This is a genomic window from Streptomyces sp. NPDC030862 (genome assembly GCF_055571835.1).
In genome coordinates this window covers 46,220-72,512 of the sequence record NZ_JBVIEN010000015.1, presented here as the reverse complement: position 1 = coordinate 72,512, position 26,293 = coordinate 46,220, and the positions used below count along the sequence as shown (strand labels likewise).

The 26,293-nt window shown below is 72.3% G+C and carries 28 protein-coding genes; 9 read left to right on the top strand and 19 right to left on the bottom strand.

What is annotated here, in order from left to right:
* The first annotated feature begins 694 nt into the window (after positions 1-694).
* Together ACZ42X_RS31375 and ACZ42X_RS31370 are read left to right on the top strand one after the other, a co-directional pair.
* Positions 695-1,528 carry a C40 family peptidase gene (locus ACZ42X_RS31375; protein ID WP_468297226.1) on the top strand — a complete coding sequence of 278 codons (834 nt, stop codon included), beginning with the start codon at positions 695-697 and terminating at the stop codon, positions 1,526-1,528.
* A gap of 120 nt (positions 1,529-1,648) precedes the next feature.
* Positions 1,649-2,728 carry a helix-turn-helix transcriptional regulator gene (locus ACZ42X_RS31370; protein WP_468297223.1) on the top strand — a complete coding sequence of 360 codons (1,080 nt, stop codon included), beginning with the start codon at positions 1,649-1,651 and terminating at the stop codon, positions 2,726-2,728.
* Between the two features lie 40 nt (positions 2,729-2,768).
* Here ACZ42X_RS31370 and ACZ42X_RS31365 read toward each other — a convergent pair whose 3' ends face one another.
* Entirely contained in the window at positions 2,769-4,226 is a 1,458-nt protein-coding gene (locus ACZ42X_RS31365) for a benzoate/H(+) symporter BenE family transporter (RefSeq protein ID WP_468297220.1), read from the bottom strand.
* A gap of 253 nt (positions 4,227-4,479) precedes the next feature.
* On the opposite strand from ACZ42X_RS31365, the gene ACZ42X_RS31360 reads away from it, so the two are divergent.
* From ACZ42X_RS31360 to cuyB, 3 genes are read left to right on the top strand one after another with little or no spacing between them, the layout of a single operon-like run.
* Positions 4,480-5,493 carry a TauD/TfdA family dioxygenase gene (locus ACZ42X_RS31360; RefSeq protein WP_468297217.1) on the top strand — a complete coding sequence of 338 codons (1,014 nt, stop codon included), beginning with the start codon at positions 4,480-4,482 and terminating at the stop codon, positions 5,491-5,493.
* On the top strand, positions 5,486-6,265 hold the full coding sequence (locus ACZ42X_RS31355; RefSeq protein WP_468297214.1) for a TSUP family transporter: 780 nt from the start codon (positions 5,486-5,488) through the stop codon (positions 6,263-6,265). Before ACZ42X_RS31360 ends, ACZ42X_RS31355 begins: the two co-directional genes overlap by 8 nt.
* 7 nt (positions 6,266-6,272) lie before the next feature.
* Positions 6,273-6,983, top strand: coding sequence for a cysteate racemase (cuyB, locus tag ACZ42X_RS31350; protein ID WP_361428288.1), 711 nt, complete (start codon positions 6,273-6,275; stop codon positions 6,981-6,983).
* A 20-nt stretch (positions 6,984-7,003) separates the two neighbouring features.
* Here cuyB and ACZ42X_RS31345 read toward each other — a convergent pair whose 3' ends face one another.
* Positions 7,004-8,296: a geranylgeranyl reductase family protein gene (locus tag ACZ42X_RS31345; RefSeq protein ID WP_361428286.1), complete on the bottom strand. Its 1,293-nt coding sequence runs from the start codon at positions 8,294-8,296 to the stop codon at positions 7,004-7,006.
* 98 nt (positions 8,297-8,394) lie between these two features.
* Between ACZ42X_RS31345 and ACZ42X_RS31340 the strand changes: the two genes are divergently transcribed.
* Positions 8,395-8,919, top strand: a complete 525-nt coding sequence (locus tag ACZ42X_RS31340) for a GNAT family N-acetyltransferase (protein ID WP_361428284.1) — start codon at positions 8,395-8,397, stop codon at positions 8,917-8,919.
* A gap of 37 nt (positions 8,920-8,956) precedes the next feature.
* Here the strand turns inward: ACZ42X_RS31340 and ACZ42X_RS31335 are convergent, their stop codons facing one another.
* The 5 genes from ACZ42X_RS31335 to ACZ42X_RS31315 form a co-directional block, all read right to left on the bottom strand.
* Positions 8,957-9,649: a demethylmenaquinone methyltransferase gene (locus ACZ42X_RS31335; protein ID WP_468297211.1), complete on the bottom strand. Its 693-nt coding sequence runs from the start codon at positions 9,647-9,649 to the stop codon at positions 8,957-8,959.
* Positions 9,650-9,678: 29 nt separating this feature from the next.
* On the bottom strand, positions 9,679-10,278 hold the full coding sequence (locus ACZ42X_RS31330; protein ID WP_468297209.1) for a hypothetical protein: 600 nt from the start codon (positions 10,276-10,278) through the stop codon (positions 9,679-9,681).
* Between the two features lie 7 nt (positions 10,279-10,285).
* Entirely contained in the window at positions 10,286-11,485 is a 1,200-nt protein-coding gene (gene mqnC / locus ACZ42X_RS31325) for a cyclic dehypoxanthinyl futalosine synthase (protein WP_468297206.1), read from the bottom strand.
* A gap of 83 nt (positions 11,486-11,568) precedes the next feature.
* Positions 11,569-13,293, bottom strand: a complete 1,725-nt coding sequence (locus ACZ42X_RS31320) for a serine/threonine-protein kinase (protein WP_468297203.1) — start codon at positions 13,291-13,293, stop codon at positions 11,569-11,571.
* 133 nt (positions 13,294-13,426) lie between these two features.
* On the bottom strand, positions 13,427-14,314 hold the full coding sequence (locus ACZ42X_RS31315) for a menaquinone biosynthetic enzyme MqnA/MqnD family protein (RefSeq protein ID WP_468297200.1): 888 nt from the start codon (positions 14,312-14,314) through the stop codon (positions 13,427-13,429).
* 261 nt (positions 14,315-14,575) lie between these two features.
* On the opposite strand from ACZ42X_RS31315, the gene ACZ42X_RS31310 reads away from it, so the two are divergent.
* Both ACZ42X_RS31310 and ACZ42X_RS31305 read left to right on the top strand, forming a co-directional pair.
* On the top strand, positions 14,576-14,779 hold the full coding sequence (locus ACZ42X_RS31310; RefSeq protein ID WP_003967102.1) for a cold-shock protein: 204 nt from the start codon (positions 14,576-14,578) through the stop codon (positions 14,777-14,779).
* Positions 14,780-14,908: 129 nt separating this feature from the next.
* Entirely contained in the window at positions 14,909-15,313 is a 405-nt protein-coding gene (locus ACZ42X_RS31305) for a DnaJ family domain-containing protein (protein WP_468297198.1), read from the top strand.
* 41 nt (positions 15,314-15,354) lie between these two features.
* On the opposite strand, the gene ACZ42X_RS31300 is transcribed toward ACZ42X_RS31305, so the two are convergent.
* Together ACZ42X_RS31300 and ACZ42X_RS31295 are read right to left on the bottom strand one after the other, a co-directional pair.
* On the bottom strand, positions 15,355-16,491 hold the full coding sequence (locus ACZ42X_RS31300; protein WP_468297195.1) for a CapA family protein: 1,137 nt from the start codon (positions 16,489-16,491) through the stop codon (positions 15,355-15,357).
* Between the two features lie 86 nt (positions 16,492-16,577).
* Entirely contained in the window at positions 16,578-17,189 is a 612-nt protein-coding gene (locus ACZ42X_RS31295) for a dihydrofolate reductase family protein (RefSeq protein WP_468297192.1), read from the bottom strand.
* 110 nt (positions 17,190-17,299) lie between these two features.
* Here ACZ42X_RS31295 and ACZ42X_RS31290 point away from each other — a divergent pair, with 110 nt between their 5' ends.
* Positions 17,300-18,043 carry a class I SAM-dependent methyltransferase gene (locus ACZ42X_RS31290; RefSeq protein WP_468297282.1) on the top strand — a complete coding sequence of 248 codons (744 nt, stop codon included), beginning with the start codon at positions 17,300-17,302 and terminating at the stop codon, positions 18,041-18,043.
* 14 nt (positions 18,044-18,057) lie between these two features.
* On the opposite strand, the gene ACZ42X_RS31285 is transcribed toward ACZ42X_RS31290, so the two are convergent.
* The 10 genes from ACZ42X_RS31285 to ACZ42X_RS31240 form a co-directional block, all read right to left on the bottom strand.
* Positions 18,058-18,672 (bottom strand): antibiotic biosynthesis monooxygenase, encoded by a 615-nt coding sequence (locus ACZ42X_RS31285; protein ID WP_468297189.1) that lies wholly within the window; start codon positions 18,670-18,672, stop codon positions 18,058-18,060.
* A 180-nt stretch (positions 18,673-18,852) separates the two neighbouring features.
* The gene (locus tag ACZ42X_RS31280; RefSeq protein ID WP_468297187.1) at positions 18,853-19,425 is read right to left on the bottom strand and encodes an AMIN-like domain-containing (lipo)protein; all 573 of its coding nucleotides are present in this window, start codon (positions 19,423-19,425) and stop codon (positions 18,853-18,855) included.
* Between the two features lie 302 nt (positions 19,426-19,727).
* Complete coding sequence (locus tag ACZ42X_RS31275; RefSeq protein ID WP_468297279.1) at positions 19,728-20,345, bottom strand: TetR/AcrR family transcriptional regulator; 618 nt, start codon at positions 20,343-20,345, stop codon at positions 19,728-19,730.
* 119 nt (positions 20,346-20,464) lie between these two features.
* Positions 20,465-21,805 (bottom strand): dicarboxylate/amino acid:cation symporter, encoded by a 1,341-nt coding sequence (locus ACZ42X_RS31270; RefSeq protein WP_468297185.1) that lies wholly within the window; start codon positions 21,803-21,805, stop codon positions 20,465-20,467.
* A 360-nt stretch (positions 21,806-22,165) separates the two neighbouring features.
* Complete coding sequence (locus ACZ42X_RS31265; protein WP_468297276.1) at positions 22,166-22,420, bottom strand: DUF4229 domain-containing protein; 255 nt, start codon at positions 22,418-22,420, stop codon at positions 22,166-22,168.
* A gap of 122 nt (positions 22,421-22,542) precedes the next feature.
* Positions 22,543-23,100 (bottom strand): GNAT family N-acetyltransferase, encoded by a 558-nt coding sequence (locus ACZ42X_RS31260; protein ID WP_468297183.1) that lies wholly within the window; start codon positions 23,098-23,100, stop codon positions 22,543-22,545.
* A 19-nt stretch (positions 23,101-23,119) separates the two neighbouring features.
* Positions 23,120-23,767 (bottom strand): UdgX family uracil-DNA binding protein, encoded by a 648-nt coding sequence (locus ACZ42X_RS31255; RefSeq protein ID WP_468297180.1) that lies wholly within the window; start codon positions 23,765-23,767, stop codon positions 23,120-23,122.
* A 28-nt stretch (positions 23,768-23,795) separates the two neighbouring features.
* Positions 23,796-24,959 carry an aminofutalosine synthase MqnE gene (gene mqnE / locus ACZ42X_RS31250; RefSeq protein WP_403556413.1) on the bottom strand — a complete coding sequence of 388 codons (1,164 nt, stop codon included), beginning with the start codon at positions 24,957-24,959 and terminating at the stop codon, positions 23,796-23,798.
* A gap of 90 nt (positions 24,960-25,049) precedes the next feature.
* The gene (locus ACZ42X_RS31245; protein WP_468297177.1) at positions 25,050-25,505 is read right to left on the bottom strand and encodes an Lrp/AsnC family transcriptional regulator; all 456 of its coding nucleotides are present in this window, start codon (positions 25,503-25,505) and stop codon (positions 25,050-25,052) included.
* A 105-nt stretch (positions 25,506-25,610) separates the two neighbouring features.
* Positions 25,611-26,285, bottom strand: coding sequence for a UbiX family flavin prenyltransferase (locus ACZ42X_RS31240; RefSeq protein WP_361428251.1), 675 nt, complete (start codon positions 26,283-26,285; stop codon positions 25,611-25,613).
* Positions 26,286-26,293: the final 8 nt, after the last annotated feature.

The window sequence follows — 26,293 nt, the reverse complement described above, 5'->3', positions numbered from 1 at the left end:
CCTTCCAGTCGTCCTTGACCGTTGGACCGCACCGGGCCTTCGTCTCGCCGCCTCGCGAAGATCGCGTACATGTGAGGCAGTTCACAAGCCCGACTGCTTCGCATCCTATGCCCGCCGATCTGTGATCTGCGACACGGGGTACGACAACGTCTTTGTGATCTCCACCACCTGGCGAAGGATCACGAATTCGGATGAACGGTGATCTTGGTACGCGGCGTGGCCGAATGACCTCATACCGTGACACTCAAGGGGGTTACCGCTGGTCGCGAGGGGTGCGCCCTATCAAGAGATGGCACCTACAGGCAAATTCGCAATGGACTCCCCCGAGTGATAAAGGAGCTTCACCTCACCCGCCCGAGGGGGTCGCCTGGACCGAAGTGGACGCGTGCGCGTTTTCACGATCTTTCGGGCCGCTCCCCGCACCCCGAGCCGTGATCACTCCGTGACCTGCGTCACAGGATTCACCCCTCGCCAATAGCGGGCTTGGCCACCGGAGCGCCGGAGTGGTAAGCGCGCGGCAATTCGGGCGTTTCGCGGAAAGCCCATGATCACGGCCTTGATCACGACAGTCCGCATTGTCCGTTACGGCGTCAATAAGGGCCCCGATGAAGCGGATTCGGGCATTCCACGCACAACTGTGGCGCAACCCACGTTTCTTGAAGGGAACCGCACCGCCCTGATAGCGGTTGTACTCATGTCCCACACCGCTCACATACCCAGCCACCGGAAGCCCCGCCGCAGCGCCTCGAAGCTCTCGCTGCGCGCCGGAGTTGCCGGTGGCGTCCTCAGCACCGTCGCGGTGGCCGGTGCCGCCGGCCCGGCCCAGGCCGAGCCGGTGACCGAGACCATCGAGATGCCCGCGCTCAACGGAGACCTCTCCGCGGGTCTGTCGAGCGCGGTCGCCGCCTCCGCCGAGGCGACCCAGCAGATCGCCCTCGACACCGAGCTCCAGGCCGCGGAGGACGCCGCGGCGGCCAAGGCCGCCAAGGACGCCAAGAAGGCCAAGCAGGAGGCCGAGCGCAAGGCGGAGGCCGAGCGCAAGGCCGAGGAGCGGGCCCGCGCCGAGGCCCAGGAGCGCGCCAACCGCTCCTCCGAGCGCACCACGCTCTCCGCCTCGGGTTCCGGCTCCGCCATCAACTCGGACGAGGGCGGTTCCGTCTCCGCGCCCGCCACCGGCTCCGCCGCGGCGATCATCGCCTTCGCCCGCGCCCAGGTCGGCGACGCGTACGTCATGGGCGGCACCGGCCCCAACTCCTGGGACTGCTCCGGCCTCGTGCAGGCCGCGTACCGCCAGGCCGGCATCGACCTGCCGCGCGTCTCCGGCGCGCAGTCGAGCATGGGCACCTCGGTCTCGCTCGACAACCTCCAGCCCGGCGACATCCTCTACTGGGGCAGCCGGAGCGGCTCGTACCACGTGGCGATCTACTCCGGCGGTGGCATGTTCATCGGCGCGCAGAACCCCGGCACCGGTGTCGTCGAGCGCCCGCTCGACTACGACCCGCCGTCCGGCGCGGTCCGCCTGCTCTGATCCAGGGGCACACACGCCGAAGGGCCGTCGCTCCCCCGCTCGGGGTGGGAGCGACGGCCCTTCGGCGTTGAGCAGGCCGCCCTATACTCCAGAGTCCGGCGCAGAGGTGAGGGGGAACCTTTGGGCAGAAACGCCACGACCGAGGACAAGCTCGCGCGGGACCTCTATGTGATCGCCGTCCAGGACGCCGCCTGGACTCCCGCGGCCGTCTGCCGCCGACTGGGCTGGAGCAGCGAGGAGTACGCCGCCGCCGTCCAGGTGCTCTTCGAGCTGGGGCTGCTGGTACGCACCACCGCGACCCCGAGCGGCTGGGCGTGTGTGTCGTCCGAGTCCGCGCTCGACCACCTGCTGGCGGCCGACGCCCGGCACGTCGAGGCGCTCATCGAGCAGAGCACCCGGACCCGCGAGGCGATGGCCCGCATGCTCACCGACTTCCATCCGATCCACGCCCAGCGGGTGTCGGGTACGCAGGCGACGCTGGTCGAGGGAACGGCCAACATCGCGGCCGCCCTGGAGGACGCCGCCCAGCAGGCCCACGAGGAGGTCATCTCACTGCACCCGGGGCGCGGGGTGTCCGCGCACATGGTCGAGGACGGGCTGGCCCGGGACCGGCGGGTGCTGCGGCGCGGGGTCGCGATGCGGACGGTCCACCTGGCGTCGTCCGCCGCGATGCCGCACATGGCCGCGTACTTGCGGGAGGTGAGGAAGGCGGGCGGTCAGATACGGACGGCGGTGACGCTGCCGCACCGGCTGATCGTGGTCGACCGGCACCTCGCGATCGTCCCGGCGACCGGGCGGGACGGCCAGCCCGCGGCGGTGGTCGTGTACGACCCGTCGCTGGTGGAGGTGTTCCGCTCCCAGTTCGAGCACGCGTGGGCCGAGGCCGCGGACTTGGGGGCCGCCGCGCCCGAGGAGGCCACCACCGGGCAGCCCGACAAGAGGCAGCGGGCGGTGCTGCGGCTCCTGGCGGAGGGCCTGACGGACGAGGCGGTCGGCCGCCGGCTGGGCGTCTCCGACCGGACCGTGCGCCGCCTGGTGGGCGACCTCACGGTCGCCCTCGGCGCCACGAGCCGCTTCCAGGTCGCGGTCCTCGCCGAACGCGCGGGCTGGCTGGCGCCGGAGCCGGCGGAGTCGACGGAGTCGACGCAGACCGCGGAACCCGACGCTCACGGGGCGGCCGACACCGCGACGGCCGACTGACCACGGCGCCGAGTGCCCCCCGCGGGCCGCGCGACCTGCTCTACGACGGTGCCGGGAGGTGCGGTTCGCGCGGCGGCGCGGTGGCCGTGGCCGGCGGAGACACGGCCGCCTCGGGAGTGCGCGGCACCCCGTGCCCGACCCCGGCAGGCGCCGAACCACCGGAGGCGCCGGACGCGATGCCCGCGGAGGCGCCGGACGCCGAACCACCGGAACCGCCGAACGCCGTGCCCCCGGAACCACCGGAAGCCACGCCCGCCGAACCGCCAGGCCCCGAACCGCCGGGCGCCGAGCCGTCGGCGCCGTCGGGTGTCCCGGTGCGGCGGCCCGCGCGGAGCAGTGCGTGGGCCAGGATGCCGGCGAGCAGGCCCCAGAAGGGTGAGCCGATGCCGGCGATCGTCATGCCGGAGGCCGTCGCCAGGAAGGTGATGACGGACGCCTCGCGGTCGCGCTCGCTCGCGACCGTCCGCGCGAGACTGCCCGAGATCGCCCCGAACAGCGCCACCCCGGCGAGGGTGGCGACCAGCGCCCCCGGCAGCCCGGTGAACACCGCCACCAGGGTCGAGCCGAAGCAGCCCACCACCACGTACCCCAGCCCGCAGCTGATACCGGCGATCCACCGCTTGGCCGGGTCCCGGTGCGCGTCGGGGCCGGTGCAGATCGCGGCGGTGATGGCCGCCGGGTTGACGGCGTGCGAGCCGAACGGGGCGAGCAGCACCGACACCGCGCCCGTCGTCCCGCAGACCACCCGCTCGTCGGGCCGGTACCCGTCGGCGCGCAGCACCGCCATGCCCGGCGCGTACTGCCCGGCCAGTGTCGCCACCAGCAGCGGCACGCCGATCCCGACGAGCGCGCCCACCGAGAACTCCGGCACGGTGAGGTGCGGTGCCGCCAGCCCCGCGCCCGAGACGTCCACGTCCAGGTCGCCCGTGGCGCCGGCGACGGCGACCCCGGCGACCAGCGCGCAGACCACCGCGTACGTCGGCACGAAGCGGCGGGCGAGCAGGTAGCCGAGGAGCATCGCGCCCGCGAGCAGCGGGGCCGTGCGCAGGGAGGTGAAGACCGAGGTGCCGAACGAGAACAGCGTCCCGGCGAGCATCGCCGAGACCACTCCCTCCGGTATCCGGGCCAGCACCCGCGCGAACACCCCGGTCGCCGTCAGTGCCGTGGCGGCCGCGCCCGCCGCGAGGAAGGCCCCGACGGCCTCGGCATACCCGTGCTGCGGCAGCGCGGTGACCAGGATCGCGGCGCCCGGCGTCGAGAACGCCGTGATCACCGGGGCGCGGCTCCACCAGCTCAGCCCGATGCAGGTCAGTCCCGCCCCCATCGAGATGGCCCAGACCCACGACGAGCTCTGCGCCCCGGTGAGCCCCGCGGCGTCCGCCGCGGCGAGCACGAGGGCGAGCGGTCCGGCGTACGAGACGACCATCGCCACGAGGCCCGCGGTGACGGCGGTCAGCGGCCAGGAGAACCGTGGCCGCGCGGCCTTCTTCGTACGCACAGGTTCGTCAGCCCCAGATGAAGGAGAAAGCGGAAAGGAACATGCGGACACCTCCCCCGAGGATCCCCGTAGATGTCGTCGCGCGCCTCCATGCTCCAGCACGGCCGGCCCCGGGCGGGCACCAGGGAGGCGTCCGCTTCCGGCCGCGTCCCCCACCGGCCAGTCCCCGCGCGTGTCCGGCACGGGTCATGGACGTTTCCGGACCGTCGACATGCCTGGTGGCGGCCGCTGTCGGCGACCCAGACTCCACGGCATGACGACGTACGCAGAACCCCGTGCCGACCTCGCGCCCCTGACCCTCGAACCGCGTGACACCGCCCGCCTGGAGGCACTGATACACGAAGCCGGCCGCCTCGCGGGTCCGCTGGAACAGACGCTGCAGTCCGCCGCCGTCGCGGCGCTGGCCGAACGGCTGCCGGCCCCGCTGCGCGAGGCCGTCGAGTCCTTCCGCGACACCCCGCCGGACCACGGCCTGATGGTGGTGCGCGGGCTGCCGGTCGGTGCGATCCCGGCCACCCCCGACACCTACGGCTCCAACGTGCTGGGCGAGACCCACCCCTCCAGCCTGCTCGTCGCGCTCGTGGCGCACCCGCTCGGCGGCCTGATCGGGTACGAGGACGAGAAGTCCGGAGCGCTGGTGCACGACGTGTACCCGGTCGCCTCGGACGCCGCGAAGCCGCTCAACTCCGGCTCCTCGCTCTTCGACTTCCACACCGAGAACGTCCACCACCCGGTGCGCCCCAGCCACCTCGGCCTGCTGTGCCTGCGCCCCGACCACGACCGGCGGGCCGCCACCATGGTCGCCTCGGTGCGCGAGGCCGAGCCGCTGCTGTCGGCGGCCGACCGCGCGATGCTGCGCACCGACCGCTACCGCAGCCGCTTCCCGCTCTCCTTCACGCGGGGCCTCGGCGAGGACGAGCGGCCGGTCACCGATCCGCACCCGGTGCTGACGGACGGTCCGACCGGCACCAACGTCCGGTTCAACATGCACAACACCTTCGGCACCGACGCCGAGGCGCAGGCCGCCCTGGAGCGGCTCAACGCGGCCATGCACACGGTGCACCGGGCGGTGCGCGCCGATCGCGGCGAGCTGCTGCTGGTCGACAACCGGATCGTGGTGCACGGCCGCAGCGACTTCACGCCGCGCTACGACGGGAACGACCGCTGGCTGCGCCGCTTCTACCCGTACCCGGGCGAGCTGACGGACGACGTCCTCGTCCGCTCCGGCGGGCGGGTGCTGAGCAAGGACAGTTACGCACGTGCATGACCTGACCCTCACCACGGCGGTGATGCTCTGCGTCGCCGCCGCGCTGGCGGGGTGGGTGGACGCGGTGGTCGGCGGCGGCGGCCTGCTCCAGGTGCCCGCCCTGCTGATCGCCTTCCCCCACCTCGCGCCCGCGTACGCGCTGGGCACCAACAAGGCCGTCGGTGTCGTCGGCACGTCGGCGGCGGCGGTGACGTACGTGCGCAAGGCGCCCGTCGACGTCCGGCTCGCGGTCCGGCTCGGCGGGGTCGCGGCCCTGGCGGCGGTCGGCGGGGCGTTCTTCGCGGCCGGCGTGAACAGCGAGGTGCTGCGCCCCGTGATCATGGTGCTGCTGGTGGCGGTGGCGGCCTTCGTCGTGCTGCGCCCGCAGTTCGGGCGGAAGCCGGGCGGCGGGCCGGCCACCCGGCGGCGGATCGTCACGGCGATCATCGTGGTCGGCGGCGGCATCGGCTTCTACGACGGGCTGCTCGGCCCGGGCACCGGGACCTTCCTGGTGATCGGCCTGGTGGCGCTGCTCTCCATGGACATGGTGACCGCCTCCGCGACCGCCAAGGTCGTCAACGTCGGCACCAATCTGGGCGCCCTGGCGATGTTCACCGCACAGGGCACCGTGCTGTGGGCCCTCGCGCCGTTCATGGCGCTGTTCAACCTGGCGGGCGCCTCCGTGGGCGCGCGCATGGCACTCAAGCGCGGCAGCGGTTTCGTACGGGCCGTGATGCTCGTCGTCGTGGTCGCGCTCGTCGGCAAGCTCGCACTCGACCAGTGGGGGAAGTGAGTCACGCGTGACGATCGGCATTCTCGGCGGTATGGGGCCCCTGGCCACCGTCGACTTCTACCGCAAGGTGATCGACGTGACGCCGGCCGGCGTCGACCAGGACCACCTGCCGGTGGTGGTGTGGGCCGACCCGACGGTCCCGGACCGCTCGGCGGCCCTCACCGGGCGCGGGCCCGACCCGACGCCGTGGCTGGTGCGCGGGGCGCACCGGCTGGAGGCGATGGGAGCGCGGATCATCGCGACCCCGTGCAACACGGCGCACGCCTTCCTCGACTCCGTCCGCACCAGCGTCCGCGTCCCGATGCTCGACATGATCGCGGAGACGGTGGCCGAGATCCGCTCCTGCCACCCGGACGTCACCTCGGTCGGGCTGCTCGCGACGACCGGGACGCTCCGGGCCGGGCTGTACCAACGCGGCCTGGAGGGCGAGGGCCTGCGGGTGGTCACGCCCACCACGCTCACCCAGGAGGAGTACGTGACCGGCGCGATCCGCCGGGTGAAGGCGGGCGAGGTGGACGCGGGCCCGGTGCGGCTCATCGAGCGGGCCGCCGAGGAACTGGCCGCCCGCGGCGCCGGGCTGCTCGTCGCGGGCTGCACCGAACTGCCCCTGCTGCTCGGCGAGACGAGCGCCGGCCTCCCGGTGGTCGACCCCACGTCGGTCCTGGCGCGGGCGACGGTCCGGGAGGCGCTGTCCGCGCCGACTGCGGCGGCGGTGTAGGAGGTGTCGGGCCCTGGCTCTCAGGAGCGCGGGGCCACCTTCGACAGGCCGTTGATGATGCGGTCCATCGCGTCGCCGCCCGTCGGGTCGGTGAGGTTGGCGAGCATCTTCAGCGTGAACTTCATCAGCAGCGGGTGCGTCAGACCGCGCTGCGTGGCGATCTTCATGACCTTCGGGTTGCCGATCAGCTTCACGAAGGCGCGGCCCAGCGTGTAGTAGCCGCCGTACGTGTCCTTGAGGATCTTCGGGTAGTTGTGCAGGGCCAGCTCCCGCTGGGCCGGGGTCGCGCGGGCGTGGGCCTGGACGATGACGTCGGCGGCGATCTGGCCGGACTCCATCGCGTACGCGATGCCCTCGCCGTTGAACGGGTTGACCAGGCCGCCCGCGTCGCCGACGAGCAGCAGGCCGCGCGTGTAGTGCGGCTGGCGGTTGAAGGCCATCGGCAGGGCGGCGCCGCGGATCGGGCCCGTCATGTTCTCGGGGACGTACCCCCAGTCCTCCGGCATGGAGGCGCACCACGCCTTCAGCACCTCGCGCCAGTCCAGCTCCTTGAAGGAGTCGGAGGTGTTGAGGACGCCGAGGCCGACGTTGGAGGTGCCGTCGCCCATGCCGAAGATCCAGCCGTAGCCGGGCAGCAGCCGGTCCTCGCCCGGGCCGCGCCGGTCCCACAGCTCCAGCCAGGACTCCAGGTAGTCGTCGTCGTGGCGCGGGGAGGTGAAGTACGTGCGGACGGCGACGCCCATCGGGCGGTCCTCGCGCCGGTGCAGGCCCATGGCGAGCGACAGGCGGGTGGAGTTGCCGTCGGCGGCGACGACGAGCGGCGCGTGGAAGGTGACGGGCGCCTTCTCCTCGCCGAGCTTGGCGTGGACGCCGGTGATGCGGCCGGTGCGTTCGTCGACGATCGGCGCGCCGACGTTGCAGCGCTCGTAGAGACGGGCGCCGGCCTTCTGCGCCTGGCGGGCTAGCTGCTCGTCGAAGTCGTCGCGCTTGCGCACCAGTCCGTAGTCCGGATAGCTGGCGAGGTCCGGCCAGTCGAGCTGGAGGCGCACGCCGCCGCCGATGATGCGCAGGCCCTTGTTCCGCAGCCAGCCGGCCTCTTCGGAGATGTCGATGCCCATCGCGACCAGCTGCTTGGTGGCGCGGGGCGTGAGGCCGTCGCCGCAGACCTTCTCGCGCGGGAAGGCGGTCTTCTCCAGGAGGAGGACGTCGAGGCCCGCCTTGGCGAGGTAGTAGGCGGTGGTCGAACCGGCCGGGCCCGCCCCGACGACGATCACATCCGCTGTGTGTTCGGACAGGGACTGCTGCTCGGCCACGGCGGGTTCTCCCGAATACTCGAAATTGCGTACCGGACGGCACAGGTCATGTGCAGTCTAGGGGGACGTACCGATCAGCGACCCGAAGGGCCACCCCGATGACCGAGCTGCTCCCCGCCGCCGCCCCGCCCGTAGTCCGGCTGCGCGTGCCGACGGACGAGGACGCGTACGCCTGGCACCGGGTCTTCGACGACCCGGAGGTCATGGAGTTCTTCCAGGGCGGCCCGGCCGAGCTGTCCGTCTACCACGAGTTCACCGCCCGCCAGCGCCGGCACGACGCCGAGCGCGGCTTCTGCCTGTGGACGCTGCTGGACGAGGACGACGAGGTCATCGGCTTCACGGGCGCGCAGCCGTGGCCGCACTCCTGGGGCCCGGTCGGCGAGATAGAGATCGGCTGGCGGCTGGCCCGGTCCGCCTGGGGCAAGGGGTACGCGACGGCCGCGGCCCACGCGACGCTGGAGCGGCTGCGCGCGGCGGGCGTGGAGCGGGTGGTCGCCATGGTGAACACCCGCAACGCGCGCTCGGTGGCCGTGACGCGGCGGCTCGGCATGACGCGGGGCGAGACGTACGCCATTCCCGACAGCGGCGGCCAGGAGGGCTACTGCTTCCGCCTGGAGCTGTGACGGGGCCGGGGCTCTGACGTGCTGGGGTTCTGACGCGTCAGGCCTTGGTGCCCCGGTGCAGGGCCACGATGCCGCCCGTCAGGTTGCGCCACGCCACCTTCGACCAGCCGGCCTTCTGCAGCAGCCGGGCCAGCTCGGCCTGCTCGGGCCAGCTCTGGATGGACTCGGCGAGGTAGACGTACGCGTCCGGGTTGGACGAGACGGCGCGGGCGACCGGCGGCAGCGCGCGCATCAGGTACTCCTCGTACACCGTCCGGAAGGGCGCCCACGTCGGGTGGGAGAACTCGCAGATGACGACCCGTCCGCCCGGCTTGGTCACCCGGTACAGCTCGCGCAGCGCGGCGTCCGTGTCCTGGACGTTGCGCAGACCGAAGGAGATGGTCACCGCGTCGAAGACCTCGTCCCGGAAGGGCAGCTTCGTCGCGTCGCCCGCCGTGAGCGGCAGCCACGGGTGGCGGCGCTTGCCCTCGCGGAGCATGCCCAGCGAGAAGTCGCACGGCACGACGTACGCGCCGGCCCGGGCGAAGGGCAGCGAGGAGGTGCCGGTGCCCGCCGCGAGGTCGAGGACCTTCTGGCCGGGCCGGGCGTCGACCGCCTTGGCGACCTCCTTGCGCCACCGCCGGTCCTGGCCCAGCGAGAGCACGTCGTTCGTCAGGTCGTAGTTGGCCGCGACGTCGTCGAACATCGAGGCGACTTCGTGCGGCTGCTTGTCCAGGGATGCGCGGGTCACGCCCCCATTCAAGCAGGGGCCCTCCGGCGCTACGCGCGCCGGTGCACCAGCCGTCCGCCGATCACCGTGGCCACGCAGGTCGCGGCGCCGCGCCGGACGAGCTCCGTCCGGTCGGGGACGTCGAAGACCGCGAACCGGGCGGGTCCGCCGACGCGGAGCCCCGGCAGCAGCACGAGCGGCACCGGGGAGAACGACACGGGCCCCCGCAGGGCCGCCGGGCGGGCCGCCATGACGAGCCCGGCCCGGCGCACCGCGTCCAGGGCGGCCCGGCCGCGCAGTTCACCGGCGACGGCGACCGTGCCGTGCGCCAGCAGCCGCTGCACCCCGCGCCGGGCGCTGGCGCCCAGCCGGGAGGGGTCGGCGCGGAAGAGGGCCCGCGCCCGCTCGCCGGTGATCGGCGCGGTGCCGAACTCGTCGGCCTCGCGCGGGTCCGGGTGGTAGGTCAGCTCCAGGATCTCGGGACCGTACGGGTTGAGCAGCCCGGGCGTGAGGATGCCGGGCCACCGCCGCACCCGTGCGGTGGGGCGGACGGCGGCCAGGTCCTCGTACGGGCCGAGGGCGGCGATGGACGCCCCGTCGACCAGGACGGCCGTCTCGGGCGTGGCCTCGGCGACGTGGATCGTCAGCATGACGGGCTCAGTTGGCGTTCAGCAGCTTGAGCTCGGGGTGGGCCGTGCCGCCCGCGATCGCGGTGGAGGAGATGTGCGAGGCGACGCGGTCGTCGACCGGGTCGTTCGCCGGGTCGTCGTGGACGACGATGTGCTCGTACGTCGTGGTGCGCTGCGCCGGTACGCGGTCGGCGGTGCGGATCATGTCGATCATCTCGCGCAGGTTGGAGCGGTGCTTCGCGCCCGCCGACGAGACGACGTTCTCCTCCAGCATGATCGAACCGAGGTCGTCCGCGCCGTAGTGCAGGGTCAGCTGGCCGATCTCCTTGCCGGTGGTCAGCCAGGAGCCCTGGATGTGGGCGATGTTGTCCATGAACAGCCGCGCGACGGCGATCATGCGCAGGTACTCGAAGAGCGTGGCCTGCGTGCGGCCCTTCAGGTGGTTGTTCTCGGGCTGGTACGTGTACGGGATGAAGGCGCGGAAGCCGCCCGTCCGGTCCTGCACGTCACGGATCATGCGCAGGTGCTCGATGCGCTCGGCGTTGGTCTCGCCCGTGCCCATGAGCATCGTGGAGGTGGACTCCACGCCCAGGGTGTGCGCGATCTCCATGATCTCCAGCCACCGCTCGCCGGACTCCTTCAGCGGGGCGATGGCCTTGCGCGGCCGCTCGGGCAGCAGCTCGGCGCCCGCGCCCGCGAAGGAGTCGAGGCCTGCGGCGTGGATGCGCTGGATGGCCTCCTCCACCGTCACCTTGGAGATCCGCGCCATGTGCTCGACCTCGGAGGCCCCGAGGGAGTGGATGACGAGCTGCGGGAACTCCTTCTTGATGGCCGCGAAGTGCTCCTCGTAGTACTCCACGCCGTAGTCCGGGTGGTGACCGCCCTGGAACATGATCTGGGTGCCGCCGAGCTCCACCGTCTCCGCGCAGCGCCGCAGGATGTCGTCGAGGTCGCGGGTCCAGCCCTTGGCGGTGTCCTTCGGCGGCGCGTAGAAGGCGCAGAACTTGCACGCCGTGACGCACACGTTCGTGTAGTTGATGTTGCGCTCGATGATGTACGTCGCGATGTGCTCCGTACCGGCGTAGCGCCGCCGCCGCACCGCGTCCGCCGCCGCGCCGAGGGCGTGCAGCGGGGCCGACCGGTAGAGGTCGAGCGCCTCCTCGGGGGTGATCCGCCCACCCTCGGCGGCGCGGTCCAGGACGGACTGGAGGTCGGCCTTCTCGGTCACCGGATGTCACCTTTCGGCGGTTTTACAGGGCTTCAGGGGTGCTTCAGCGGCTTCAGTACGGACCGAACCAGCCTACGCCCGGCTCACCCGCCCGCCTTGGTCAGGGTGCCGGTCGGCCGGCCCGCCGCCGCCTCGTCGGACCGGTAGGCGAGGGTGCCGTCGGCGGTGAGGGCGAAGGTCAGGGTGGCGGAGCTGCCGGTGCACAGGCCCGGCGACCCCGGCTTGGCCGGGTCCGTGCGGTCCACCACGGTGAGTTCGCCCGGCTTGACGGCGGTGAGCCTGCCGACGCTGTGGCACTCGACGGTCGTGGTGAGGACGGAGAGGGTGGTCGTCATCCGGACCACGTCCTGCCCGGTGCCTCCCCGGCTGAAGACGGCCGTCAGCTCGCCGTGCGGCAGGCCGTTGGCCTCCTGGGTGGGCCCCTTCCAGGTGCCGAGGAACTCCTTCGGGACGGAGGATGCGGACGCGGGAGGCGTGGAGCCCTGCGTCGGGGGCTTGGCCGCGTTGTCGCTGTCGCCGCCCTGCCCGGGCAGCAGGTCCAGCAGGAACGCGCCGCCGACCGTCACCGCCGCGAGCGCCCCCGCGAGCGTGAGGGCGACCGTGCAGCTGAGGCGCCGACCGCGGGCCGCGGTCGGCGGCGCCGGGTCGAGCGGCGGCCCGAAGACGCCCAGCGGACCGCCCGTGGAGGCGCCCGCGGAGCCGGGCGCCGCGCCGGGCGACGAGTTGCCGGACGACGAGCCGGCCCCGGTGCCCGCCCCCGTGCCGGATCCCCCGCCGGGCCCCGCGCCGGGCCCCGCGCCGGACGACGCGTCCGATACGGCCCCGGCCGCCGTCCCCGGCGACGGCGGCTCGACCGCCGGGCCGCTGAACGGCACCGGACCCGACCGCACCCCGGCCGGGTCCGCCGCCGCCGGCTCCAGGTCCAGCAGCCGTACCGCCTCCCGGCTGAGCCGCGCCACCAGCGGGCCCGGCAGCCAGCCGCCCTCGACCAGCGCGGCCGCCCCGTCCGGGGCGAGCCGCCGGGCGACCTCGGCGGGCGCGGGGCGGGCCGCCGGGTCCTTGGCCAGGCACGCGGCGACCAGGTCCCGCAGCTCACCGGTGAGGGCGCCGCCCAGCTCGGGCTGCTCGTGGACGACCTTGTAGAGGAGCGCCGCCGAGGAGTCGCCGGAGAACGGCGGCTCCCCGGTCGCCGCGTACGCGAGCACCGAGCCCAGCGAGAACACGTCCGCCGCGCCGCCCACGCCCTTGCCGAGGATCTGCTCGGGCGCCATGTAGCCCGGGGACCCGACGGACACGCCGGTGGAGGTGAGCGACGCCGTCCCGTCCGTCGCCCGCGCTATGCCGAAGTCGATCAGCCGCGGCCCCTCGACGGTCAGCAGGACGTTCGACGGCTTCACGTCGCGGTGGACGAGCCCGAGCCCGTGCACGGCCTCCAGCGCCTCGGCGAGTCCGGATCCCAGCGCCCGTACCGTGTGCGGCGGCAGCGGGCCGTGCTCGGTGACCGCGCGGGCGAGCGAGGGCCCGGCCACGTACGCCGTCGCGACCCAGGGCACGGGCGCCTCCGGGTCCGCGTCGAGGACGGGCGCGGTCCACCGCGCCCCCACGCGCCGGGCCGCTTCCACCTCGCGGCGGAACCGCGCCCGGAACTCCTCGTCCAGCGCGAAGTGCGGGTGCACGACCTTCACGGCGACGGTACGGCCGCCCTCGCTCCGCGCGAGGTACACCCGTCCCATACCGCCCGCCCCGAGCCTGCCGAGCAGCCGGTACGGGCCGATGGCCCCCGGTTCGCCGGCTTCCAACGGCTGCATGCGAGCCCCCCGTTCCCGTACGCCTGGTTCCCCTACGTCGTCGACAGCAGGGTAGAGGGCGGTGATTCGACGGGGGCGGTGGATTCCGGGGCCGCGAATTCCCGCGGCCCCCTTCCCGGACTTCCCGGAAATGTCACTCCGTACGCAGCAACTCGACCCGCACATCCGCGGGAAAGCCGGTCGTCGGCCCGGTCCTGCGGGCGAACTCGCGTACACCCGCCAACTGTTCCGCCCCCAAACGGAAGTCGAGCGTCGTGAAATACCGCTCCAGCAGCGCCGCGTCGAAGGTCTCCCAGCGCGCCGCCTGTTCGGCCACCTTCACGACCTCCGTCAGCGACAGGTCGCGCGAGGCGAGAAACGCCTCGTGGACCCGACGCGTCACTTCAGGCTCACGCGCCAGGTATTCCCTGCGCACGGCCCACACCGCGAACACGAACGGCAGCCCCGTCCATTCCTTCCACAGCTGCCCCAGGTCATGAACATGAAGGCCGAGTCGCGGCGCGTCCTGCAGCGAGGCGCGCAGCGCCGCGTCCCCGATCAGGACGGCCGCGTCCGCCTCGCGCATCATCAGGCCGAGGTCCGGCGGGCAGGTGTAGTAGTCGGGCGCCACGCCGTACCGCTCGGAGAGCAGCAGCTGGGCCAGGCGCACGGACGTGCGGGAGGTCGAGCCGAGCGCGACGCGTGCCCCGTCCAGCTCCTCCAGCGGTCGCTGCGAGACGATCACGCAGGACATGACGGGGCCGTCGCAGCCGACCGCGAGGTCGGGAAAGGCGACCAGGTCGTCGGCGTTGCGCAGGAACTCGACGAGGGTGATCGGGGCGATGTCGAGAGCGCCGTCCACCAGCTGCTCGCTGAGCTTCTCCGGGGTGTCCTTCGTGAGCTCGAGATCGAGAAGCGTTCCGGTACGGGCGAGTCCCCAGTACAGGGGCACGCAGTTCAGGAACTGAATGTGACCGACGCGCGGCCGGTTCGGCTGCTGTCGCTGCTGCTGCCCGTGGTGACAGTCGGTTGAATTGTCCACATCGCGAGGCTAGACCCGCGCGGCGCGGCAGGCGTCAGGGGGTGCCGTGCGTCAGCGTCCGTGAAAGGTTCAAACCTCCGAGTGAAGTGATCTTTACCTCTACCGCTCCCCCGTGGCTGCGTGCTAGGCTCGGCGCAAGTTGCAGTTTGGTTTCCCTTGCAGTACAGAGCCTGCGGAGCATGTGACCCGCAGGCTTTTGTAGTTTTCAGACTTCTTTGCAGGTTCTGGAGCAGGGCAACCCTTTGGCCCATAGGAGGGCTTATGGCTACCGGAACCGTCAAGTGGTTCAACGCTGAAAAGGGCTTCGGCTTCATCGCCCAGGACGGCGGCGGCCCGGATGTCTTCGTACACTACTCCGCGATCAACGCCTCTGGTTTCCGCTCCCTCGAGGAGAACCAGGTCGTGAACTTCGACGTCACCCAGGGCCCCAAGGGCCCGCAGGCGGAGAACGTCACCCCGGCCTAGTTGCCCGGGTCGGCGATCGCGCACGACTTAGCAGTACCCAAGGAGCTTCTTCCCGTGACCAGGCGGTCACGGGAAGGGGCTCCTGCCTTTTTCGCCCCCGAAGCACGACGCGTCCGTACGATCGAAGACATGACCGATCGCAAACCGCCCGGCGTCAGCTTCGAGTCATGGGTCGACCGGCAGATCCGCGAGGCGCAGGACCGGGGCGACTTCGAGCAGCTCGACGGCTTCGGCAAGCCGCTGCCGGACGACACCGCGCCGTACGACGAGACGTGGTGGGTCAAGGGCAAGATGCACCGCGAGGGCATCGCGCCCGTCCTGCCGGCCGCGCTCGCGCTCCGCAAGGAGGCCGAGGACGCGCGGGAGGCTGCGGGGCGGGCGGCGAGCGAGGCGCAGGTGCGGCGGATCGTCGCGGAGATCAACGAGAAGATCGAGGCGGCGCTGCGCCGCCCGCCCGCGGGCCCACCGCTGCGGCTGGCGCCGCTCGACGCGGAGGAACTGGTACGGGAGTGGCGCGCGGGCCGCGACGGCTAGGACGTGTCGGTGCGCGGCCGTGCCGCGTACCCGCTCAGCGCTCAGGCCCAGCGCTCGGCGCGCTCCGCGGGCAAGGCCCGCAGGCCGCCGCCTTGGGGGTCCGCCGCGACGCGCACCCCGTACGGGAGGCTGATCCGGTCGAGGGTCTCCCGCAGCCACGTGCGGTCCGCGCCCGCCGCGGGCCGCAGGCGCATCCGCCGGGGGCGCAGGACCGCCATCCGCAGGCCGGCGAGGCGGCCGGTGTCCGGCTCCAGGGAGGCGAAGCAGGCCAGGCGCAGGTCGTCGCGGTACTGCTCGTAGCCGGTGATGCCCTCGTAGTCGTCGATGAAGTCCCCGCAGCCGTACAGGACCAGGTGGTCCCGGTACAGCTCCAGCGGGCGCGGGTGGTGCGAGGAGTGCCCGTGTACGAGGTCGACGCCGGCGTCGATCAGCGCGTGGGCGAACCGGGTCTGGGCGCGCGGGACGCCGTAGCCCCAGTTGGAGCCCCAGTGGACGGAGACGACGGCCACGTCGCCCGGTCGCTTCGTCTCCCGGACGCGGTGGGCCAGCGCGGCGGCGTCGGCGTCGGAGGGCTCGGCGACGTAGTGGACCCCCGGCGTGTCCTCGCCGGCCGCCCATGCGGAGGGGACGCCGCTGGAGGACATGGAGAGGGCGAAGACCAGCACCCGGCCGCCGCCGGGCAGGGGGACGACGGCGGGGCGGCGCGCCTCGGCCGCGTTCCGCCCGGCGCCCGCCGTCCGTAGGCCGGCACCGGCCAGGGAGTCGAGCGTCTCCTCCAGGCCGCGCCGCCCGAAGTCGAGCACGTGGTTGTTGGCGAGCACGCACACGTCGGGGCGGGCGGCGGCGAGGCACGGCAGGTTGTCGGGGTTCATGCGGTAGAGGACCGCCTTGCCGTGCTCGCGGTCGTCGCTGCGCGTGACGCTGGTCTCCAGGTTCACGATGCGGGCGTGCGGTGCGGCGTCGTCGAGCGCCGCCAGCGCGTCGCCCCACGGCCAGGCCGGGTCGACCGGCCGCGGGATCGGGCCGCTGACCGCCTCGGCGAGCTCGACGTAGGCGCGGGCGTCGCGGATGTACTCCTCCCACAGGGTGGGGTCCGAGGGGTGGGGGAGGATCTGGTCGACGCCGCGCCCGAGCATCACATCGCCGCAGAGGAACAGCGTCAGCGTGTCCCCGCGCATGCCTCCACGCTACCGCCGCGCCCCGTCGCCGCCCCTCCGCCGCGAGGGCCCGGGGGGCCGGGGGCCGGGGGGCCCAAGGGATCCTCCTACGCGTTCCGTGCGCGCACGCGGTAGCGCAGGTGCGTGACGCCCTTGCCCTCGGCGATGGACAGCGGCCCCTCCAGTTCGTACGGGGCGCCCTTGAGGTCGGTGAAGAACGGCGTTCCGCCGCCGAGCAGGACCGGGACCAGGTCCACTCCCACCTCGTCGAGCAACCCCGCGTCGAGGCACTGCTGGGCGATGGTGCCGCCGTTGACCCCGACGTGCCGGCCGTCCCCGGCGAGTTCGCGGGCGAGTGCGACCGCGCGTTCCACCCCTTCGGTGACGAAGTGGAAGGGAGCGCCCTCGCGGGGCCAGCCGTCCGGCACCGCGTGCGTGACGACCACGACGGGCACGCCCATGGGGTGGTTGCCGCCCCAGCCGCCGGTCAGGTCGAACAGCTTCCGGCCGACGACGAGCGCCCCCGTCTCCCTGACGAGCCGCCGCCAGTGGGTGGCGCTCACCTCGGTCATGCGCAGGGTCATCCCGGGGTCCGCGGTCTCGACGGTGACCTCGCCGTTCCCGTACCAGGCGAACAGCTTGTCGAAGCCGGTCTCCTCGGGCCCGGAGATAAAGCCGTCGAGGGACATGCTGGCGCCGGTGTACACCTTGGTCGTCATCGGTCTGCGCGCTCCTTGTCTGCGTGGCGGGGATCGCCGTCACAGGAGAGACCGGTGCGCCGCGCCGAAATCATCGCTACGGGGACGGGGACATGACACGGAGATCCACTCTGCTCGACTACGACGGGGAGGCCGAGGAGTACGACGCCTCCCGGGGCGGCGAGCCGCGGGCGCGGGCGGCCGCCGAGGCGCTCGAGCGGCTGCTGCCCGAGGGGCCGAGCACGGTACTGGACGTCGCGTGCGGCACCGGCATCGTCACCCGCAGGCTGGCCCGCCCCGGCCGCACGGTGCTCGGCGTGGACCGCTCCCCCGGCATGCTGCGGCTCGCCGCCCGCCGGCAGCCGGGCCGTGTCGCCCTCGGCGACGCCACCCGCCTGCCCGTGGGCACGGGCGCCGTCGACGCCGTGACGCTCGTCTGGCTGCTGCACCTGCTGCCCGACGCGACGCCCGTGCTCGCCGAGGCGCGGCGGGTGCTGCGGCCCGGCGGCGTCCTCATCACGACGGTGGACAAGGACGACGCGTACTTCACGGAGGACAGCGACATCGCCGAGGTGACGGCCCCGCTGCGGCGGGCGTACGCGCCGCGCGTGCCGGACCACTCCGGCCGCGTCCTGGGCTGGGCCGCCCGGCATGGCCTGCGCCTCGTGGGCGAGACCACGTTCCCCGGTACGGGCCAGGGCCGCAGCCCCCGCACCTGGCGGGAGCGGATCACCGGGGGCCACATCCCGTGGAGCGCCGCGGCGGAGCCGGCCGACGCGGCCGGGGTGTGCCGCGGGCTGGCCGCGCTCCCGGAGCAGGAGGCCCCGCGGCCGGACCCGCGCTACCGGCTCATCGCGCTCGCCCGGGAGCGGTGACGCGTGCGCCCGGCTCAGGACGGCGGAAGCGCCATCACCATGACCGCCTCGAACTCCTCGACCGACCGCACCCTGGCGCCCGTCTTGCTCGCCGCCTGGCCGCGCAGCACGGCGACGGGCCCCCGGGAGGACGCGAAGCTGTCCTGGTCGGCGTAGATGGCGCCCACCTGTCCCTCGCCCGCGGCGCGGTCGAGGAGCAGCGCCCCGCCCTGGAAGCCGGGCATCTGCTGGAGCTTGGGCAGCGCGCCGTTCTCGAAGGCGTCGACCAGCAGGTCCGCGTGCGACGGGTCGAACTGCATGCGGATCATCCGGAAGCGGGCTCCCTCACCGACCGACTCGGGGCGCGTCGCGACCGCGGCCTCCCAGGTGTCGACGGTCATGGTCGTCGCGAAGGGCGCCAGCATCTCGGTCCGCAGCTCGCCCATCCGTTCGGCGCTCGCCTGCAGCGCCTCCTCGTCGTCCCACCACGTACCGGTCAGCAGCTTCCCGACCTCCCGGTCCACGAACAGGCCCGCCCCCCGGAAGCCGGGCTCGCGCTGTAGCGCCTGCCTGCCTTCCGTGGTCATCCTCCGTACGGCCTCGTCGAGCTTGGCCGGGTCTCCCGTCGCATACGTCGTACGAACGAACATGGCGCCCTTTCTCGGCTGGGATCGGGGGGCGGAGTCGAAGGGATCGAGGCTCCCCCGTCCATGCGAAAGCCGGTACGGGCGGGCGGCAAGGGGGCGCGGGCGTTCGGGTGAGCCGTGCCGCCGGCGGCAGCGCCGGGCGGTGCGTCGGCCGAAGAACCACCCCGTCCGTGGCGGGTGCCGTTACCAGGTGTGCGCGACGTCGATGATCAGCTTGTCGTCCCACTGCGTCACGCGGAACGGCAGGCGCGCCCGGACGCCGAGGCCGATCTGGGTCTGCCCCTCGAAACTCACCGCGAACCGGGTGTCCCGGAAGGTCTTGTAGCCGGTGATGTCCACGCCCGGGAGCGGTTGGCCGGCCTGGCCGCCGTAGGTCGGCTTCATCGTGGCCGGGTCGTAGCTGGGCGAGGACACGTAGATCTGCAGGATGGCGCCGCCCTTGACCGGTATGGGCTCGCCGGACGCGTCCTGGTAGAGGGTGTCGACGTAGCCGACGTGATAGCGGAGCTTGCCGGTCACGCCGCCGGTGTCCACCACCATGCGATCGAAGCACGGGGCCTGGCCGGTCCTGATCGACGTCAGGGGCCGGGCCGCCTCCGTCCCGGCCGACTTCGCGATGCTTCCCCAGCCGGTCGGGCAGGTCGTCGTGGTGCTGGTCGCGGCGCTCACGCTCTCGCGGGCCTCGGCCGTCCCCGTCACGCCCGCCACCGTCGCGGCCGTGAGGAGGAACATCGCAGCGGTCTTCAACGCTCCCATGAGCTTCCTCCCAGACATGTTTGATGTACACCATGCGACCAGGTGGCGAATCGTCCCGGCAAACCCGGTGACGTCAACCGGCCAGCCAGCCGACCGTGAACGGCCGGAGGGTGAGGAGCGCGGAGCCCTCCGGAGGAGGAAGGGCAGCTTCCTCCTGGTGCGGGTGAGGCTGTGGTTTCGAGGAAGTCCGAAAAATCCTGCCACCGGACGGGTGCTCCTCCGAAGGAGGAACATGCCCGCAGCTGACCGGAAACGTGCTGCGGGACACGACGTACAGCAACCGGCGTCCTCAGCCGCTCGCGTCAGCGGGACGGTGACCAGCGTTCCCCGTCCATGAGGCTCCCGAGCCCGGTCCAGGCGAAGTTCATCAGCGTCGCCGCCGCCTCCTTCGCGCAGACGCCCGGTGTCTCGTTGGCCCACCCGGCGAGCGACTCGGCCGCGCCGACCAGCGCCTGGGCGAGGCCCGCCGCGTCCCGCTCGCCGAACGACGGTTCCTGGCGCGCCTCGCGCGCCGCCGCCTCGATCAGGCCCGTCACGAAGGCCGTGATGTCGTCACGCAGCGCGGCCACCTCCCCCGCGAACGGCTCCCCGTGCGTACGCGCCTGCCGGTGCAGGATCGCCCAGCCGTCCGGGTTCTCGGCGGTGTGGGTGAAGAACGCCGTGAGCCCCGACCACAGTTGGCGGTCCGCCGGCAGCCCGGGCCGTACGGCGGCGCGGACGGCCGCGGTCAGCGCGGCGGCCTCACGGCGGATGCACGCCGTGAAGAGATCCTCCTTGGAGTTCAGGTAGAGGTACACCAAGGGCTTGGACACGCCGGCCAGTTCGGCTATCTCGTCCATGGAGGCCGCCCGGTAGCCGCGCTGCCCGAAGGTCCGTACCGCCGCGTCCATCATCTGCCGTTCGCGTACGGCCCGCGGCATCCGCGTCGGCTTCGCACCTGTGCCTCTCACGGCCCCCACCTCCTGTTTTCCGGTGGCGCACAGCCTAAGTGCCCCCGGTCCAGAGGCGGACCGGGGGCACTGTCGGCGGGCGGGGAGGGTTACGCGGCGACCGGCACGGCCACCTTCTGCTCGGCCTCGCGCACCTCGCGCTCCTCCACGGGCGAACCCGAGGCGGAGTTGTACGCGTCGAGGTCGAGGATCTTCTCGCGGGCGGCGACGATGACCGGGACGAGCGCCTGGCCGGCGACGTTCGTGGCCGTACGCATCATGTCGAGGACCGGGTCGATGGCCATCAGCAGGCCCACGCCCTCCAGCGGCAGGCCCAGCGTGGAGAGGGTCAGCGTCAGCATGACCGTCGCGCCGGTGAGGCCCGCGGTGGCGGCGGAGCCGACGACCGAGACGAACGCGATCATCAGGTAGTCCTGGATGCCCAGCTGGACGTCGAAGATCTGCGCGATGAAGATCGCCGCGAGCGCCGGGTAGATCGCGGCGCAGCCGTCCATCTTGGTCGTGGCGCCGAACGGCACGGCGAAGGAGGTGTACTCCTTCGGCACGCCCAGGCGCTCGGTGACCTTGACCGTGACCGGCATGGTGCCGACGGAGGAGCGGGAGACGAAGGCCAGCTGGATGGCGGGCCAGGCGCCCTTGAAGAACTGGAGCGGGTTCACCTTGGCGACGGTCGCCAGCAGCAGCGGGTACACACCGAAGAGCACCAGCGCGCAACCGACGTAGATGTCGGCGGTGAAGGTGGCGTACTTGCCGATGAGGTCCCAGCCGTACTCGGCGATGGCGTACCCGATGAGGCCGACGGTGCCGACCGGCGCGAGGCGGATGACCCACCACAGCGCCTTCTGGAGCAGCTCCAGGACGGACTCGCTGAGGGTGAGGATCGGCTGGGCCTTCTCACCGAGCTTGAGCGCGGCGATACCGGCGACGGCGGCCATGAAGACGATCTGCAGGACGTTCAGCTCGGTGAAGGGCGTGATGACGTCCGTCGGGATGATGCCGGTGAGGAAGTCCAGCCAGGAGCCGGCCTTCTCGGGCAGCTTGCCGTCCTTCGGGGTCAGGCCGGTGCCCGCGCCCGGGTTGGTGAGCAGGCCGATCACCAGGCCGATGGCCACGGCGATCAGCGACGTGATCATGAACCAGAGCAGGGTGCGGGTGGCCAGGCGCGCGGCGTTGTTGACCTTCCGCAGGTTGGTGATGGACACCAGGATCGCGAAGAAGACCAGCGGCGCGACGGCCAGCTTCAGCAGCTGGACGAAGATGTGGCCGACCTTGTCGAGGGTGGTGTGCAGCCACTGCACGTCGTAGCTGCGGGTGAGCCAGCCGAGGGCGACGCCGAGGACCAGACCGGCGACGATCTGGACCCAGAAGGGGACCTTGGGTATGCGGGAGGCGCGCTGGGCGGGGGATTCGGTGCTCGCGGACGCGGACACGGACACACTCCAGTAGGGCGTATCGGGCAATACGGGACGGGGGTGCGGCGCACACGCCTTCCGGCGGCGCCGCTGCATGATGCCGGGTCAGATTTCGCGGCAACAGACCGCGGACATACAGCGGCAGAGGTCGACATGCAGGCGCGCCACGAGCGGGGGGCTCATGGCTTCACGGGGGCGCACAGCTGTCTTCACGCCGAACACGTTAACACTTGTACTTTGAGGTCCTCAAAGCAGTTCTTTGGGTCTCCGTGGGGCGGGCGGGGCCGGAAAACGCCAACGCCCCCGTCCGAAGCGCGGCTTCGGCACGGGGGCGGGTACGGGCGCGTGCGGAGTATGAGCTACCTCACGGCACATGCGTCACTGGGCGGTGGCGTCCTCCTGGGACCGGCTGGACTCCAGCCGCGCCTTCATGGTGTCGACCTTCGGGGCGATCTGCTCGGACATCGCGTCCCGCTGCTTGCGCAGCAGCACGAAGCTGAGCGGCGCGGAGATCACGATCGACAGCAGGAGCACCCACAGCAGGTTCGAGTCACCGAGCCCGCGCGGCAGCACACCGACGTACACCAGGCCCCACAGGGCGAGGAAGCAACCGACGAAGATGCCGAAGCGCATCAGGGTGTAGCGGATGGTGGCGCTCGTCCAGGCGGCAGCGGACACGGCGGGCCTTCCTTCTTCCTGCTCTGCTCTCTTCGCTTACGTGCGCATCAAGTGAAGCATGCGCCCTTTGGATCATTTCAGGGGGTGAGGGAAGCGGGCGCTCCGGCGACGCGCTGCAACGGCAGGTACATGATGACGTCGTCGCGGTCGTCGCCGTCCGCGACCCGGATCGCCCCCGGCACGCGCCCGACCTCCTTGTACCCGCAGGCGGCGTAGAACCGGTCGGCGCCGGTGCCGCCGCGGCACGTCAGCCGTATCGCGTCGATGCCGTCGAAGCCGCGCACCGCCTCCTCGGCGGCCGCCATCAGCGCGCGTCCGTACCCCTTGCCCTGGTGGCGGGGGTGCACCATCACCGTGTAGAGCCACACCCAGTGGCGCATCAGCCGGTGCGTGTTGTACGCGATGAAGGCGGTGGCGGCGACGGCCCCGTCCTCGTCGTACCCCGCCAGCAGCCGCATGCGGCCGTCCTCGATCGCGGCGAGGTGGCTGACCCACTGGGGCAGGATGTCGCCGGGCGTCACGGGCGGTACGAAGCCGACGGCGCCGCCGGCGTTGGTGACGTCCGCCCACAGGGCGAGGACGCCGTCACGGAGGGCGGGGTCGATGCGCGGGTCGAGGGCGAAGGTCAGCGGCATGCCCTCGACGATAAGAGACTCAGCGCAGGGCCCGGGCGGCGATCCGCAGGTCGGACACCAGGCCCTCGTAGACCGCCTCCCGGTCGTCGGCACGCAGCACGGCGGACGGGTGGATGGTGGCGAGCAGGCTCTCGCCCCGGTCCTCGTACGGCAGGAGCATGCCGCGCTGCCTGGTCACCCGGAAACCGGAGCCCAGCAGCGCCTTCCCGGCGGTCGCGCCGAGGACCACGATCACCTCGGGGTCGACGAGCCGCATCTCGGCGTCGAGCCACGGCTTGCAGGCGGTCATCTCGCGCAGGCCGGGCGACTTGTGGATGCGGCGCTTGCCGCGCTCGGGGACGAGCTCGAACTTGAAGTGCTTGACGGCGTTGGTGGTGTACGTGTCGTCGGGGTCGATCCCCGCCTCGTCCAGCGCCCGGTCCAGGAGCTTCCCGGCGGGCCCCACGAAGGGCGCGCCCTGCCGGTCCTCCTGGTCGCCCGGCTGCTCGCCGACGAGCATCACGCGCGCGTGCGGGTTCCCGGCGCCGAACACGGTCTGCGTGGCGTCGCGGTGCAACGGGCAGCCGCGGCACCCGGCAGCCGCCGCGCGCACCTCGTCGAGGTCCGCGCCGACGGGCACGAACGGCCGGGCGTCGTACGCGTCCTCGGGGGCCTTGGTGTGCGCCATGGCCCCCGGGTACCCGTGGAGCGGTGCGTCAGACGCGCATGGGCTGCGGCGACTCGCGGCGGTCCGCGTCCGGGCCCGGGTACTCGCGGATGATCTCGTACCGCGTGTTGCGCTCCACCGGGCGGAAGCCCGCGTCCCGGATCAGCTCCAGCAGGTCCTCACGGCTCAGCTTGTTCGGCGTGCCGTAGTTGTCCGCATCGTGCGTGATCTTGTACTCGACGACCGAGCCGTCCATGTCGTCCGCGCCGTGCTGGAGCGCCAGCTGCGCCGTCTGCACGCCGTGCATGACCCAGAAGACCTTGACGTGCGGCACGTTGTCGAACAGCAGCCGCGAGACCGCGAAGGTCTTCAGCGCCTCGGCGCCCGTCGCCATGGTGGTCCGCGCCTGGAGGCGGTTGCGGATCTTGCCGTCCTTCATGTCCACGAAGTCGTGCTGGTAGCGCAGCGGGATGAAGACCTGGAAGCCGCCGGTCTCGTCCTGGAGCTCCCGCAGCCGCAGCACGTGGTCCACGCGGTGGCGCGGCTCCTCGATGTGGCCGTACAGCATCGTGCACGGGGTCTTGAGCCCCTTCTCGTGCGCGAGGCGGTGGATGCGGGACCAGTCCTCCCAGTGGGTGCGGTGGTCCACGATGTGCTGGCGGACCTCCCAGTCGAAGATCTCCGCGCCGCCGCCGGTCAGGGACTCCAGCCCGGCGTCGATCAGCTCGTCGAGGATCTCGGAGGCGGACAGCCCGGAGATGGTCTCGAAGTGGTGGATCTCGGTCGCCGTGAAGGCCTTGAGGGAGACGTTCGGCAGGGCCTTCTTCAGCTCGCTGAGCGACCGCGGGTAGTAGCGCCACGGCAGGTTGGGGTGGAGCCCGTTGACGATGTGCAGCTCGGTGAGGTTGTCGTTCTCCATCGCCTTGGCGAGGCGGACGGCCTCCTCGATGCGCATGGTGTACGCGTCCTTCTCGCCCGGCTTGCGCTGGAACGAGCAGTACGCACACGACGCCGTGCACACGTTCGTCATGTTGAGGTGCCGGTTGACGTTGAAGTGGACCACGTCACCGTTCTTGCGCGTGCGCACCTCGTGGGCGAGGCCGCCGAGCCAGGCCAGATCGTCCGACTCGTAGAGGGCGATGCCGTCCTCGCGGGTCAACCGCTCCCCGGACCGGACCTTCTCCTCCAGCTCGCGCTTGAGCCCCGCGTCCATGCGGATGCCTCCCATACGTGTGTCAATCGGGCTCCACCACCGTACTCCCCCGTACTTTTCAGCCGGGGGGACCCCCACCGGGGCTTCGCGTCACTCCTCCTCCGGCAGGTCGCCGACCCGGTTCTCCCACTTCGTCGACAGCACGATCGTCGTCCGCGTACGGGAGACGCCCTTCGTGCCGGACAGGCGGCGGATGGTCTTCTCCAGGCCGTCGACGTCCGTCGCCCGCACCTTGAGCATGTACGAGTCGTCGCCCGCGATGAACCAGCAGTCCTCGATCTCGGCCAGGTCCTTCAGCCGGCGGGCCACGTCCTCGTGGTCGGCGGCGTCGGAGAGCGAGATGCCGATCAGCGCCGTGACGCCGAGGCCGAGCGAGGCGGAGTCGACGGTGGCGCGGTAGCCGGTGATGACGCCCGCCGCCTCCAGGCGGTTGATGCGGTCGGTGACGGAGGGCCCGGAGAGCCCGACGAGCCGGCCGAGCTCGGCGTACGAGGCCCTGCCGTTCTCCCGCAGGGCCTGGATGAGCTGCCTATCCACGGCGTCCATATGCCTGAAGCCTTCCATTGGTCAGCGAAACCGCGCGTTTGAGTGTCAATCTAAGGCATGCGGGGTCGGCGCCCCGTACGGATCTTCCCCTGGCTCTCGAGAGCCCTAATCACCATCACGCGAGCCACCACCGAGCTCGCCCTTCCAGCGGCGGTACAGCGCGTGCGGTACCCCCGCCGCGTCCAGCACCCGCCCCGCGACGAAGTCCACCAGGTCCTGGATGTGCGTCGCCCCCGCGTAGAACGCCGGGGAGGCCGGCAGCACGACCGCGCCCGCCTCGTCCAGCGCCACCAGGTGCTTCAGCGTCTGGCCGTTCAGCGGGGTCTCGCGCACCGCGACCACGAGCCTGCGCCGCTCCTTCAGCGTCACGCTCGCCGCCCGCTGCAGCAGGTCCTTCGACAGGCCCAGCGCCACCCCGGCCACGCAGGCGGTCGACGCGGGCACGATCAGCATCCCCTTGACGGGGTACGAGCCCGACGACGGCCCCGCGGCCAGGTCACCGGCCGCCCAGTGGCGTACGTCCGCCACGTCGACGTCCCGGAACGCGCCCGGCTTCCCGTCCGCGCCCCGCGCCAGCCACTGGGCCAGGTCCTCGCGCCAGTGCGCGTCGCGGAACGCGATCCCCGTCTCGTCCAGCAGCGTCAGCCGGGACGCCCGGGACACCACCAGGTCCACGCTCTCCCCGGCCGCCAGCAGCCCACGCAGCACGGCGGCGGCGTACGGGGTCCCCGAGGCCCCGGACACCCCGACGACCCAGGGAACGCGCTTGCCGACAGTCATGCGCCTGA